Source organism: Actinobacillus lignieresii, from assembly GCF_900444945.1.
Lineage (GTDB): Bacteria > Pseudomonadota > Gammaproteobacteria > Enterobacterales > Pasteurellaceae > Actinobacillus > Actinobacillus lignieresii.
On sequence record NZ_UFRM01000001.1, the window covers coordinates 2020001 to 2033070 of the forward strand.

Sequence of the window (13070 nt, forward strand, 5' to 3'; positions counted from 1 at the left end):
TGCAAGGTATAGACCCGAAACCCGGTGATCTAGCCATGGGCAGGTTGAAGATTGGGTAACACTAATTGGAGGACCGAACCGACTAATGTTGAAAAATTAGCGGATGACTTGTGGCTGGGGGTGAAAGGCCAATCAAACCGGGAGATAGCTGGTTCTCCCCGAAATCTATTTAGGTAGAGCCTTGAGCGGACACCTTCGGGGGTAGAGCACTGTTTCGGCTAGGGGTCCATCCCGGATTACCAACCCGATGCAAACTGCGAATACCGAAGAGTGATACTCAGGAGACACACGGCGGGTGCTAACGTCCGTCGTGGAGAGGGAAACAACCCAGACCGCCAGCTAAGGTCCCAAAGTACTAGTTAAGTGGGAAACGAAGTGGGAAGGCTTAGACAGCTAGGATGTTGGCTTAGAAGCAGCCATCATTTAAAGAAAGCGTAATAGCTCACTAGTCGAGTCGGCCTGCGCGGAAGATGTAACGGGGCTAAAACTAGTCACCGAAGCTGCGGCATCAATGGAAACATTGTTGGGTAGGGGAGCGTTCTGTAAGCGGATGAAGGTGAATCGAGAGGTTTGCTGGACGTATCAGAAGTGCGAATGCTGACATAAGTAACGATAAAACGAGTGAAAAACTCGTTCGCCGGAAGACCAAGGGTTCCTGTCCAACGTTAATCGGGGCAGGGTGAGTCGGCCCCTAAGGCGAGGCTGAAAAGCGTAGTCGATGGGAAACGGGTTAATATTCCCGTACTTGGTATAACTGCGATGTGGGGACGGAGAAGGTTAGGTTATCGCACTGTTGGATGTGCGTTTAAGCCGGTAGGTGGGTGTTTTAGGCAAATCCGGAACACCATTCAACACCGAGAAGTGATGACGAGGTTCTACGGAACTGAAGTAACCGATACCACGCTTCCAGGAAAAGCCACTAAGCTTCAGGTTATACTAAACCGTACTATAAACCGACACAGGTGGTCAGGTAGAGAATACTCAGGCGCTTGAGAGAACTCGGGTGAAGGAACTAGGCAAAATAGCACCGTAACTTCGGGAGAAGGTGCGCCGGCGTAGATTGTAGTGATTTACTCACGAAGGTTGAACCGGTCGAAGATACCAGCTGGCTGCAACTGTTTATTAAAAACACAGCACTCTGCAAACACGAAAGTGGACGTATAGGGTGTGATGCCTGCCCGGTGCTGGAAGGTTAATTGATGGTGTTATCGCAAGAGAAGCTCCTGATCGAAGCCCCAGTAAACGGCGGCCGTAACTATAACGGTCCTAAGGTAGCGAAATTCCTTGTCGGGTAAGTTCCGACCTGCACGAATGGCATAATGATGGCCAGGCTGTCTCCACCCGAGACTCAGTGAAATTGAAATCGCCGTGAAGATGCGGTGTACCCGCGGCTAGACGGAAAGACCCCGTGAACCTTTACTATAGCTTGACACTGAACATTGAATTTTGATGTGTAGGATAGGTGGGAGCCTTTGAAGATGACACGCCAGTGTTGTTGGAGGCGTCCTTGAAATACCACCCTTTAACGTTTGATGTTCTAACGAAGTATCCGGAACGGGTACTCGGACAGTGTCTGGTGGGTAGTTTGACTGGGGCGGTCTCCTCCCAAAGCGTAACGGAGGAGCACGAAGGTTTGCTAATCACGGTCGGACATCGTGAGGTTAGTGCAATGGTATAAGCAAGCTTAACTGCGAGACGGACAAGTCGAGCAGGTGCGAAAGCAGGTCATAGTGATCCGGTGGTTCTGAATGGAAGGGCCATCGCTCAACGGATAAAAGGTACTCCGGGGATAACAGGCTGATACCGCCCAAGAGTTCATATCGACGGCGGTGTTTGGCACCTCGATGTCGGCTCATCACATCCTGGGGCTGAAGTAGGTCCCAAGGGTATGGCTGTTCGCCATTTAAAGTGGTACGCGAGCTGGGTTTAGAACGTCGTGAGACAGTTCGGTCCCTATCTGCCGTGGGCGTTGGAGAATTGAGAGGGGCTGCTCCTAGTACGAGAGGACCGGAGTGGACGCATCACTGGTGTGCCAGTTGTCTCGCCAGAGGCACTGCTGGGTAGCTACATGCGGAAGAGATAAGTGCTGAAAGCATCTAAGCACGAAACTTGCCTCAAGATGAGTTCTCCCAGTCTATAAGACTGTAAGGGTTGTTGGAGACTACGACGTAGATAGGTGTGGTGTGTAAGCGTAGTGATACGTTGAGCTAACACATACTAATTGCCCGAGAGGCTTAACTATACAACGCTCAAGTGTTTTTGAGCGCTACACTCAGTAGCAGCTTGTTTCGAATTTAAGAAGAAAGAACAAAGACAAAGAAGACAAAAGACATCAACAGAATATTCTGGCGACCAGAGTGCTGTGGCTCTACCTGAATCCATTCCGAACTCAGAAGTAAAACGCAGTAACGCCGATGGTAGTGTGGGGTTTCCCCATGTGAGAGTAGGGCATCGCCGGATTGAATTTAGCGCGAAAGCGAAAACGAAGCAAGAAACCCTGTGGTTAGTAATAACGACAGGGTTTTTTGCCATTTTGAAACTTTATTTTTTCCTTGTTTTATTCCTTTTATTGATTCATTTCTTCCTACTTTTTTCTTTATTCTCTCGTTATTTATTCCTTGATTTAGCCCTGACTATTTTATAAATATGCGTATGATTTTTTATTGGATTTGCAACAAATAAGGGATATTTGACCGCTTGTTGGGAAAAACGATTCCATATGCTGTTGAAGATTATATTTTGAGTAACTGTTACTTTAAGTTTTCGATATTAAACAGATATCCTTACTTTCTTTAATTCAGGCATGTTGTTATCAAATAATAAAAATGCCGAGAAATTCCTGACTTATAGCAGAAGTTAATGGAAAGCATCGAAAAATATAGTTGCCAAGGTGGGGATTTAGGAAACCAAGATATTTTAAATATGCTGTTTCGGCATACTTGGTTGCCTTTACATCGGAAATATAATTATCAATTTGGTAATTACTATTACTTAAAGCAATTAAATCATTTTAAATTGTATTCGGAGATTATAGATATTGAAAAAAGCGGTCAATCTGCCCTACTTTACAGATTAACCGCAAGGTGGTGTGTTATACCACGAGGTTTAGATTATAGTTGTTGGAATAATTTTCGTTGCATCCCAGAAATCAATATGAGCATTGACAACCGGGGCAATAATATTAGAGCGAATAACAAAGTCACCGAAAGCTTCGTTGGTTTGACGTTCCGTTGCCCAGCGTGCAACTAATTGGTCAATTTCATTGACGATTTCCGGTAAGGTAATATTTTCTTTATATAAGCGAGGAATACGCAAACCGGCACGATCGCCGCCGATATGTAGGTTATAGCGTCCAATCGCTTTACCGACTAAGCCGATTTCCGCTAACATTGCCCGTCCGCAACCATTTGGACAGCCCGTGATACGGGTAATAATGCTTTCGTCTGCAACATTGTGCTTACTCAAGACTTTATCGAGTTCGCTAATAAAATCCGGTAATACGCGTTCCGCTTCCGCCATTGCTAGTGGACAAGTCGGTAAGGAAACACAAGACATTGCGTTTTCACGCAATTTCGAAATTTCTTGGATTAATCCGTATTGGCGAGCAATCGCCTCAATTTGTGCTTTATCTTGTTCCGCAACATTAGCTACGATCAAATTTTGGTTTGCGGTAATACGGAAGTCGCCTTTGTGTACTTTAGCGAGTTCCAGCACGCCTGTCATTAAAGGTTTTTCAGGTTTATCGGTAATACGACCGCTTTCAATGAATAAGGTTAAGTGCCAGTTATTATCGATACCTTTAACCCAGCCGATACGGTCTCCACGTTCAGTAAATTCATACGGACGTGTCGGTTCGAATTTAATATTCATACAACGTTCCACTTCCGCTCTAAAGCCGTCAAGTGTCATATTTTGTATGGTATAGCGCACACGTGCATTTTTACGGTCGGAACGGTTACCGAAATCACGTTGAGTTTTTACTACGCCTTCGGCAGCGGCAAGCGTGTGTTCCAACGGTACAAAGCCGAGTGAATAAGCCACATTCGGGTAAGTTTTGGTGTTACCGTGTTCGAAGGATAATCCTCCGCCGACTAATACGTTAAAGCCGCATAGCTGTCCGTTTTCATCTTGAATCGCAATAAAGTTCAAATCGTTGGCATACACATCAACATCGTTAAGCGGTGGAATAGCAACGGCGGTTTTAAATTTACGAGGAAGATAAGTTTTACCGAGAATCGGTTCATCTTCAATTTTAAGTAAATCGTCCGAGCTTTCGACTTTTTTACCATCGACCCAAACATCTAAATAACCACGAGAACGAGGCAAGAGATGTTCCGAAATCTTTTTCGCAAACTCGTAAGCTTGTTGATGTAATTCGCTTTCAATCGGATTGGAAGTACAAAGTACGTTACGATTCATATCGGCAGCGGTCGCAATTGAATCCAAACCGATACTATGTAACAAACGGTGCATCGGTTGTAATTTGCCTTTTGGTACGCCGTGATATTGGAATGTTTGGCGATTGGTCAAGCGAATGGATTGGTAACGGGTGTGTTCGCGAGCGAATTTATCAATCTCAATCCATTGATAAGGTTTGATAATACCGCCGGGTAAACGGCAACGAAGTAACATAAATTTTAACGGCTCAAGTTTCTCTTCTAAACGCTCGGCACGAATATCACGGTCATCTTGCTCATACATCCCGTGAAAGCGAATTAGTTGGAAATTATCGCCTTTGAAACCGCCGGTTAAGCCGTCTTTTAAATCATCTAAAATTGTGCCACGTAAGAAATTGCTATCGGTTTTTAAGCGCTCGTTGTCAGACAACGGTTTTTCTTGCCATTCTAAGCCTTTGGTTTTTTTATCACTCATTTTATCACTCCTAAATTCCACTGATTTTTAATAAACATCACGTTGATAACGTTTTTCTTCACGTAAGTGATCTAAATATTCTTCTGCTTCATCCGCATTTAGATTGCCTTGCTGTGCAATCACATCTAATAAGGCTTGATTAACGTCTTTCGCCATACGGCTAGCATCGCCGCACACATAGAGATAAGCACCTTGTTGTAGCCATTGCCATAATGTCTCGCCTTCTTCACGGATTTTGTCTTGTACATAAATTTTTTGCTCCTGATCTCGTGACCATGCAAAGCTGTATTTATGTAGGAAGCCGTCTTTAGCAAATTGTTGCCATTCGGTTTGATATAGGAAATCGGAGGCGAAATGTTGATTACCAAAAATCAGCCAGTTTTTGCCTTCTGCTTCATCAGCAGCACGTTGTTGTACAAAAGATCTAAACGGTGCAATGCCGGTACCGGAACCAATCATAATGATCGGTTTAGAGGAATCTTGCGGCAATTTGAAGTTGTCATTGTGTTCAACAAAGATCCGCACTTGCCCATCTTCTTCAACACGATCGGCTAAATAGCTAGATGCAGCGCCGGCACGTGCTTTGCCGTTATAGTCGTAACGGACAACGCCAACACTGAGATGTACTTCTTCACCGACTTCCGACTGTGCGGAGGCAATCGAATATAAACGAGGGGTAATCGGACGCAGTAAAGCAATAAATTGTTCGGCGGAGAGGTTTGCCGGATATAGATTGATAACATCAACAAGCGGTGTATTTTGCACAAAATTTTGTAATTGTTCGCTGTTCGTTACAATCGTATTGAGTTCGGTATGATTAGCGAGAGCCGCATAATGTTTGACGAAAGCCGCTGTGTTTTGCGTCAATTCAAATTGCGTTTGTAAAGCGGTGGCTAGCGGTAGTGTTTTATCCTGCAGAGTTACTTGTTCTTCTGCGGATAAACCGAGAACGGTTAGGATTTCATTGACTAACGCCGGATCATTTTCAAAGTAAACACCCAAAACATCGCCGGATTGGTAGCTCAAATCGGATCCGCTTAAATCAAATTCTAAATGACGTACATCTTTTTCCGCATCTTTTGCTGTGATACGTTGGTTGGTGATAAGCGTTGCCGGAAATGGATTCGCTTTATTGTATTTTGATTGACTAGTTGTAGCGGGAGTTTGGGAAGAATTTGGCGCTAAATTAACCGCAGCACCTTCGTTATTCTTGGCTTTAATGATCTCGACAATCTCATTGATCCATTGATCGGCGGTTGCTTGGAAGTCTAAATCTGCATCGACACGTTCGAATAAACGCGTTGCACCTAAATCATAAAAACGCTGATCAAAATCTTTACCAGCTTGGCAGAAGTTCGGATAAGAAGAATCGCCTAAACCTAATACGGCAAATTGCAAGCGGTCTAATTTCGGTGCTTTTTTACCATTGAGTAGCTTTAACAGCACTACGCCTTCTTCCGGTGCTTCGCCTTCGCCCTGCGTTGAGGTAACTAATAAGGCGATCTGCTCATCGGCAATATTTTTTGCCTTATAGTCTTTTAATGAAGTGCGAGTCACATTTATCCCTTCAGCGGTTAAGCGTTCGGCGAGTTTATCGGCAACGGATTTCGCATTACCGGTTTGTGAAGCGGAAAGTACCGTCACTTTAAGCAGTTCTGCCGGCACCAAAGCGGTCAAATTTGACGGATCTTTTGCAAAATTTTCACCAATGTTAGTTGTACTTTGTGCTTTTGCCCACGCATAGCCGGACAGCCATGCCAGTTGCAAATGATCTAAATTTGCCAAAACTTGTACGGTTTCAGCGGATAAAGGTAATTCCCCTTTATTTTCAACGCTCATATAAAATCCCCACGTTTAAAAAATAGTTCAATAGTATATTTATAAAGGGATTTTATTATTCTTAAAAATACTAACAGAGAATAGTTTAGAGCAGAATGGAATATAGAATTTAAAACGTGAGCTTAGATCAAAGTTTATAAAGAAATTTGTGACTGGAGGAAGAAAAATTAGGTATTTTTATGCGTTTTGGGAATATAGGAAAAGATTTTGCTATTTATTCAAAAGTATAACCGATATCAAGAAGCCTGGGCTTATGAATAATTTACTATTATTAATGATTTCACTAAGGATAATGGCATCCGGATAATGCCATTACCACTTGATAATGAAAGTAAAATCGTTTCACTTATTTCACTCGTCCTTTATTCAATAATGTGAGCGGTTCGTTAATATCGAATAATTTATAGATTACTTCTTCCACACCGAATAGTTTTAAACGAGAGGTATGTTTTGCTACATAAGCAAGAGCAGTTTCTTCATTCTCAAAAGCATAAATACCGCCCGCTTCTTGCGTTTCCGAATTTTCTGTCCATATCTTCCACATAAAGCCTGGCTCATCGTTGATGGATTGAGCAAGTTCCACTAATTGGTTAGACATATCTTCACCAAAAGGACCATGATAGTCGAAGTGCAATTGTAATAATTTAGTCATTCTATCCTCCTAAACGAATAATAAGTTGTGATAAAACCATTATGAATAATTTCAGCATTAGGATAAACAGGCTAAAATACAATTCACTTTTTCAAAAATGGGATAATCTATGATTTCACTTGATGATATGCGGTTATTTGTAGAAGTGGTTAAAGCTAACGGTTTTAAAAACGCTTCAAATGTAATGAACGTACCAACATCGACTCTTTCTCGTCGAATTAGTTTATTAGAAAAAGCCATCGGATTAAGATTACTCAATCGTACAACACGAAAAATAGAGCTGACGGAAGCCGGTGCGATTTATTTTGAACGTTGTAAAAGAGTTGTTATCGAAGCCGAGCTAGCTCATGAAGCACTTGATGAAATGAGCTATAAGCCAAGCGGTTTGCTTCGTGTTTCTACCACGCAGGATTTTGCCAAGATTTTCTTATTACCTTATTTAGCCGAATTTGCCGAATGTTATCCTGAAATTAACTGTCAGTTTCATCTTTCTGATGAAAAAATCAATTTAGTTGGCAATCCGGTCGATTTAGCGATTCGTATCGGGAGATTAGAAGACTCTCATTACATCGCACGATTTCTAACTCAGTCCCAACTTCGGTTGTATGCTTCGCCTACTTACTTAGCGAGAAATAGACCGATTCAAATACCGGAAAATCTGGCCGAACTTAATTGTCTAGCATTTGGCTCCCAGCAAAAATGGCAACTTACGCAAAATGACCGTATGGTTGAAATACCTATATCAGGACGTTTTTCTGCAAACAATATCGGTTTTTTATGCCAATTGGCAAGTGATGGTTTAGGTATCGCTTTATTACCCGATGTGGTAGCTAAAAATGCGGTACAGAATGGGTTGCTTACAGAAGTATTACCAGACTGGCAAGGAGGAGAGCATCTGATTTACGCTTTAACCGAAACGAAACTGATTCCGGCTAAAACCCAAGTATTTATTGATTTTCTCAAAGAGAAATTACATTCGAATCAAGATGCCGTTTGAAAAACATATTTCATTCGGCATCTTCCGACTTAAGGAAAGGGTTACATTATGTTAATCAAGTACGGTTGTAAAAAATTAACAAATTTAGACCGCTTATTCTTAAGGTGAACCTTATTCCGTAGCAAGAATCATCCCTGCCGCTACCGTGTGATAGGTCGCTTCGTCAATTAAAATAAATGATCCGGTCGCAACATTTTGTGCATAAGTGGTGGCGGTAATCGGCTTTTGTAAGCTAAGTTGTACTTCACCGATATCATTTAATTTTAAGCTGTCCGCTTCCGCCGAATTACTCAAGGTTTTTACATCTAGTACGTGATCAACTTCAGTAACTTTAGCAAACACAGTTTGTGTAGTATGTTTTAGTAAATATTTACGCGCCGGATTTAATGCTCGTTGATCAAACCAACATACCGTAGCAGTTAAGCGTTTTGTGGCGATAATCGGTGAATGTTGTGCAACAAAAGTATCGCCGCGTGAAATATCAATATCATCTGCCAAACGAATCGTTACCTGCTCACCGGCAACCGCTTTTTGTACGATACCATTCGGGCTAATAATTTCCGATACGGTCGAGGTGTAGCCGTTCGGTTCAATTCGAATCGTATCGCCAACATTCACCGAACCGGCTTCGATTCTGCCTTGATAGCCTCGAAAATCGTCCGCTTTGTCTTGATCTAAACGACTGACTAACTGTACCGGAAAATGAAAATCTTCCACTCGCTCCGATAAATTCTCGTTGCTCGGTAAGTTTTCTAAAATAGTAAGTAACGGCTCTCCGTCATACCAAGGCGTGCGTTCGCTTTTATGCACAATATTGTCGCCTTGCAAAGCGGAAACCGGCACAAATTGTATGTGCTGAATGCCAAGCTGATCGGCTAATTTGCGGTAAGCGGTCGTAATTGCTTCAAATTTTGCAACATCAAAATCCAGCAAATCCATTTTGTTTACCGCCACTAAAATAGTGGGCGTATTTAAATGTTTTAAGATTGCCGAATGGCGTTTTGTTTGCGGTAACAATTCCAGTTCCGATTGGTTAAAATCCAATTGCGAAGCATCAATTAATACTACGGCAGCATTAGCAGTTGAAGCACCAGTCACCATATTACGGGTATATTGTTCATGCCCCGGTGTGTCGGCAATAATAAATTTGCGTTTTGCGGTAGAAAAATAACGGTACGCCACGTCAATGGTGATGCCTTGCTCACGTTCTGCTTCTAAGCCGTCTGTCAGAATCGAAAAATCAATGACTTCGCCCGCATTTTTAGATTTATTCAAACTTAATAACTGGTCGCTTAATAACGCTTTGCTGTCATAAAGTAAACGCCCGATTAAGGTACTTTTACCGTCATCTACGCTACCGGCGGTGATGAAACGAAGTGGTGCATATTGGTTTAAATTGCTCATATTATTATCCTTTTATTCCTAGCACGGCAAAGCCGTACTAGGTTACGCATAGTGTTGCCCCGCTGGGGCAAATTGAGTGCTTAGAAGTAACCTTGTTTTTTACGTTGTTCCATTGCCGCTTCGCTGGTTCGGTCGTCCATTCGGGTGGCGGAGCGTTCTGAGATCTCGGCTACTGCGGTTTCTTTGATAATATCCGCCGGAGTTGCAGCGGCGCTGGCAACCGGACAAGTGCAACTAATATCGCCCACGGTACGAAAACGTACGGATACGATTTTACTTTCTTCATTCGCTTGTTTTGGTGTCAGCGGAGTAACCGGTACGAGTAAGCCGTTGCGTTCTACCACCTCACGTTGGTGAGCATAATAAATTGGTGGTAACTCCAGTTTTTCACGTTCGATATATTGCCAAATATCCAGTTCCGTCCAGTTAGAAATCGGGAACACACGCATATTTTCGCCTTTATGTAATTTAGCATTATAAAGCGACCATAATTCCGGGCGTTGTGCCTTTGGATCCCATTGACCAAACTCATCACGGAACGAGAAAATCCGCTCTTTAGCACGGGCTTTTTCTTCATCTCGTCTTGCGCCGCCCATTAAGGCATCAAAACCGTTGGCTTCAATGGTTTCCAATAAAGTGACCGCTTGTGCCGCATTACGAGAATCGGTTTCTTTGCGTAACACCACCGTGCCTTTTGCAATCGAATCTTCCACGTGGCCGACTACCAATTTTGCATTTAATTTTTTCACTTGTTCGTCACGGAACTGAATCACTTCAGGATAATTATGTCCCGTATCGATATGTACTAATGGGAAGGGTAAAACGAGTTCTCTACCTTCCAACTGAAAGGCTTTACGAGCTAAAGCGAGTAATACTACAGAGTCTTTACCGCCGGAAAACAGTAATGCCGGATTGCTACATTCCGCCACCACTTCACGAATGATGTAAATTGATTCCGCCTCAAGCCAATCTAAATGTCCGTTTTCAATATTATTTTGTGTTGTCATATTTTCAGATCCTTTTATTTATGTAATCCACACTCTTTACTGTCTTTGTTTTCCCACCACCAACGACCGGCTCGGATATCTTCTCCGGCTTTGACAGGACGGGTACAAGGCTCGCAACCGATACTTGGGAATCCTTGTTTATACAGTTCGTTATAAGGAATTTGATGTTTTAAGATATACGCCCAAACCTCTAATTCGGACCAATCAAAAATCGGATTATATTTATCGATACCTCGGCTCGTATCTTGTTCATGTAAAGCAAGTGCGGTGCGAGTGACCGACTGTTCTCGGCGTTGTCCGGTTAGCCACGCATCCGCATTTTGTAAGGCTCGATTAAGCGGTTCGATTTTGCGAATAAAACAACATTCTCGGCGTAACTCTACGCTTTCATAAAAGGCGAATTTACCTTTTTGCCGATCATATTCCGCCGCTTTTTGCGTATCAGGATAATAAAGTTGGAAATTTAAATTCGGGTAATTTGCTTTCACCTTATCAACCAGCGCTAAAGTTTCTGGATTTAAACGTCCGGTTTCCAAAGTGAACACGGTAATATTTGCTTGGCTTTTGGCGATCACATCGGTAATCAGCATATCTTCCACCGCCAAACTGTTGGCGAATTTTGCATTACGGTGCTGCTGGCTAATTTGTTGAATACGTTGATATAAAGCGGTCTCTTTTTGACTAAGATTTGCAAAATCCGCTTCGCTCGGAGTCGGGATTTGCCATAAATTCGGTCTTAAAAAACTCATTGTCTTCCTCCGTTATGCTGCTTGTTTCCATAGTGTTTCTTGAGTTGAAACAAATTGCATCGCTTGTTTACCGAACCATTCGAGTTCTTTTTGTAATTTCACTACTTCGCCAATCACAATCAATGCCGGTGTTGGAGCATTTTCAGCAAGTTCCGCTAATTCACTCAGTACACCGGTTTGCACCTGTTGATTTGGCAATGTGCCGTTACTAATGATTGCTACCGGTGTATCGGACGGTTTGCCGTGTTTTTGTAACTCGGCGGACAGCTCAGCGGCTTTAATTGTTCCCATATAAACCACCAGCGTTTGATTGCCTTGGGCAAGCGTTTCCCATTTAAGTCGGTTTCCGTCCGGCTTCAAATGACCGGTAATAAACATTGCCGTTTGCGCATGATCACGATGCGTAAGCGGAATCCCTGCATAAGCGGTCGCTCCTAATGCGGCAGTAATACCCGGCACAACACTAAACGGAATATTTTCCGCTTTAAGGATTTCTAATTCTTCGCCGCCACGCCCGAATACAAACGGATCACCACCTTTTAAACGCACCACCCGTTTACCTTGTTTGGCATATTTCACCAGTAGCTGATTGGTATCTTCCTGTTTGACGCTGTGTTTACCGGCTCGTTTACCGACAAACACTTTATCCGCATCACGGCGAACCAATTCTAAAATCGCTTCGGAAACCAGTGCGTCATATAACACCACATCCGCCTGTTGAATGGTTTGTAAACCTTTTAAGGTGAGTAAACCGGCATCGCCCGGCCCCGCACCGACTAACGAAACCTCACCCAAAACCGGATTATTGTTTTGTAATTCAGCTTCCACTAATGCTTCCGCTTGTTCGATTTGATGATTTTCAGTCAGACGCTGAAAACTTTGATGGGTAAACAGTTTTTCCCAAAAACGGCGGCGTTGGGTTAATTGAGGAAATTTGGTTTTGACCGCATAACGCCAACGGGTCGCTATCTCTGCCATTGCGCCCAAATTATGCGGAATCAAGGCTTCTAATTTTTCGCGTAATAAACGAATTAAGACCGGCGCGGCACCGCCACTAGAAATCGCAATTTGCACTGGAGAACGATCGATAATCGAAGGGAAAATATAGCTACAACGAGGTTGGTCATCCACTACGTTCACTAAGCGTTGTTGGCTTTCCGCCGTATCAAATACCTGTTGATTTAAGGCATTGTCATCGGTAGCGGCGATCACTAAATAGCTGGAGGTAACTTGACTCGCTTCAAATGTTGTAGCAAGCCATTCGACTTTACCTTCATCCACTAAAACTTGTAGCGAGGAATGGAGTTTCTCAGCCACCACTTTGACTGATGCTCCGGCTTTTAATAAGGCATCAATTTTACGTACGGCAACGTGTCCGCCGCCAACGACCAATACCGGTCGGTTTTTTAAATCTACAAAAATTGGTAAGTAATTCATTTTTCCCCCACACGCTTAAAACAAGCCACGATTTGTTTTATTAAGTTATAAGAGAAATTCGTTATTCTGAAAAATAATAACAGGATATAGATTATAGTCTTTTGGAATAAATC

At 42.9% G+C, this 13070-nt stretch carries 8 protein-coding genes, 2 rRNA genes and 1 pseudogene (1 of these 11 cut by a window edge); 4 read left to right on the forward strand and 7 right to left on the reverse strand.

All coding sequences use genetic code 11. The features are described 5' to 3' along the window. The 3 genes and pseudogenes from DY200_RS09580 to DY200_RS10870 all read left to right on the forward strand — a co-directional run. Positions 1-2242 (forward strand): 23S ribosomal RNA (locus DY200_RS09580) (it extends 660 nt beyond the left edge of the window). 102 nt (positions 2243-2344) lie between these two features. Beyond that, positions 2345-2460, forward strand: a 5S ribosomal RNA gene (rrf, locus tag DY200_RS09585). A gap of 399 nt (positions 2461-2859) precedes the next feature. Then, positions 2860-2994, forward strand: a pseudogene (locus tag DY200_RS10870) (glycosyltransferase); the annotation flags it as partial. Positions 2995-3105: 111 nt separating this feature from the next. On the opposite strand, the gene cysI reads toward DY200_RS10870, so the two are convergent. From cysI to DY200_RS09605, 3 genes are all read right to left on the reverse strand, one after another. Continuing rightward, positions 3106-4872, reverse strand: a complete 1767-nt coding sequence (cysI, locus tag DY200_RS09595) for an assimilatory sulfite reductase (NADPH) hemoprotein subunit (RefSeq protein ID WP_115587797.1) — start codon at positions 4870-4872, stop codon at positions 3106-3108. Positions 4873-4899: 27 nt separating this feature from the next. Further along, a complete protein-coding gene (locus tag DY200_RS09600) occupies positions 4900-6711 on the reverse strand; it encodes an assimilatory sulfite reductase (NADPH) flavoprotein subunit (protein ID WP_115587798.1) in 1812 nt (603 codons plus the stop codon). Positions 6712-7057: 346 nt separating this feature from the next. Continuing rightward, on the reverse strand, positions 7058-7363 hold the full coding sequence (locus DY200_RS09605) for a monooxygenase (RefSeq protein WP_115587799.1): 306 nt from the start codon (positions 7361-7363) through the stop codon (positions 7058-7060). Positions 7364-7472: 109 nt separating this feature from the next. Here DY200_RS09605 and DY200_RS09610 point away from each other — a divergent pair, with 109 nt between their 5' ends. Further along, complete coding sequence (locus DY200_RS09610; protein WP_005613403.1) at positions 7473-8360, forward strand: LysR family transcriptional regulator; 888 nt, start codon at positions 7473-7475, stop codon at positions 8358-8360. A gap of 111 nt (positions 8361-8471) precedes the next feature. Here the strand turns inward: DY200_RS09610 and DY200_RS09615 are convergent, their stop codons facing one another. The 4 genes from DY200_RS09615 to cysG form a co-directional block, all read right to left on the reverse strand. Further along, positions 8472-9764, reverse strand: coding sequence for a sulfate adenylyltransferase subunit 1 (locus DY200_RS09615; protein WP_115587800.1), 1293 nt, complete (start codon positions 9762-9764; stop codon positions 8472-8474). 80 nt (positions 9765-9844) lie between these two features. After that, positions 9845-10771: a sulfate adenylyltransferase subunit CysD gene (gene cysD, locus DY200_RS09620; protein WP_115587801.1), complete on the reverse strand. Its 927-nt coding sequence runs from the start codon at positions 10769-10771 to the stop codon at positions 9845-9847. A gap of 14 nt (positions 10772-10785) precedes the next feature. Then, complete coding sequence (locus DY200_RS09625) at positions 10786-11520, reverse strand: phosphoadenylyl-sulfate reductase (protein ID WP_115587802.1); 735 nt, start codon at positions 11518-11520, stop codon at positions 10786-10788. A gap of 12 nt (positions 11521-11532) precedes the next feature. Further along, positions 11533-12957 (reverse strand): siroheme synthase CysG, encoded by a 1425-nt coding sequence (cysG, locus tag DY200_RS09630; protein WP_115587803.1) that lies wholly within the window; start codon positions 12955-12957, stop codon positions 11533-11535. Positions 12958-13070 lie beyond the last annotated feature (113 nt).

Bases quoted from the DNA above. Each gene is read 5' to 3' on its own strand.
- cysI (WP_115587797.1), bottom strand. From the start codon at position 4,872: ATGAGTGATAAAAAAACCAAAGGCTTAGAATGGCAAGAAAAACCGTTG.
- DY200_RS09600 (WP_115587798.1), bottom strand. From the start codon at position 6,711: ATGAGCGTTGAAAATAAAGGGGAATTACCTTTATCCGCTGAAACCGTA.
- DY200_RS09605 (WP_115587799.1), bottom strand. From the start codon at position 7,363: ATGACTAAATTATTACAATTGCACTTCGACTATCATGGTCCTTTTGGT.
- DY200_RS09610 (WP_005613403.1), top strand. From the start codon at position 7,473: ATGATTTCACTTGATGATATGCGGTTATTTGTAGAAGTGGTTAAAGCT.
- DY200_RS09615 (WP_115587800.1), bottom strand. From the start codon at position 9,764: ATGAGCAATTTAAACCAATATGCACCACTTCGTTTCATCACCGCCGGT.
- cysD (WP_115587801.1), bottom strand. From the start codon at position 10,771: ATGACAACACAAAATAATATTGAAAACGGACATTTAGATTGGCTTGAG.
- DY200_RS09625 (WP_115587802.1), bottom strand. From the start codon at position 11,520: ATGAGTTTTTTAAGACCGAATTTATGGCAAATCCCGACTCCGAGCGAA.
- cysG (WP_115587803.1), bottom strand. From the start codon at position 12,957: ATGAATTACTTACCAATTTTTGTAGATTTAAAAAACCGACCGGTATTG.